At 71.7% G+C, this 223-nt stretch carries 1 protein-coding gene; it reads left to right on the top strand.

Translation table 11 applies throughout. The features are described 5' to 3' along the window. The coding region (locus BN358_RS24370) for a HisA/HisF-related TIM barrel protein (RefSeq protein WP_255346907.1) at positions 1 to 223 on the top strand (223 nt) is incomplete at both ends.

Consider the following 223-nt stretch of genomic DNA (forward strand, 5'->3'; position numbering starts at 1 on the left):
TCGCGGTGTCGAGGACGTCGACCGGCTGCTGCGCAGCGGTGCGGACAAGATCGGTATCAACACCGGCGCCATCGAGCGCCCGGCAGCGATCGACGAGATCGCGCACCGCTTCGGCAACCAGGTGCTGGTCCTCTCCCTGGACGCCCGGCGCGAGCCGGGCCAGCCCTCCGGCTTCGGTGTCACCACCCACGGCGGACGCAGGGCCGCGGGTCTGGACGCCATA

This window comes from Sedimentibacter sp. B4, from assembly GCF_000309315.1.
Taxonomy (GTDB): Bacteria; Bacillota; Clostridia; order Tissierellales; family Sedimentibacteraceae; genus Sedimentibacter; species Sedimentibacter saalensis.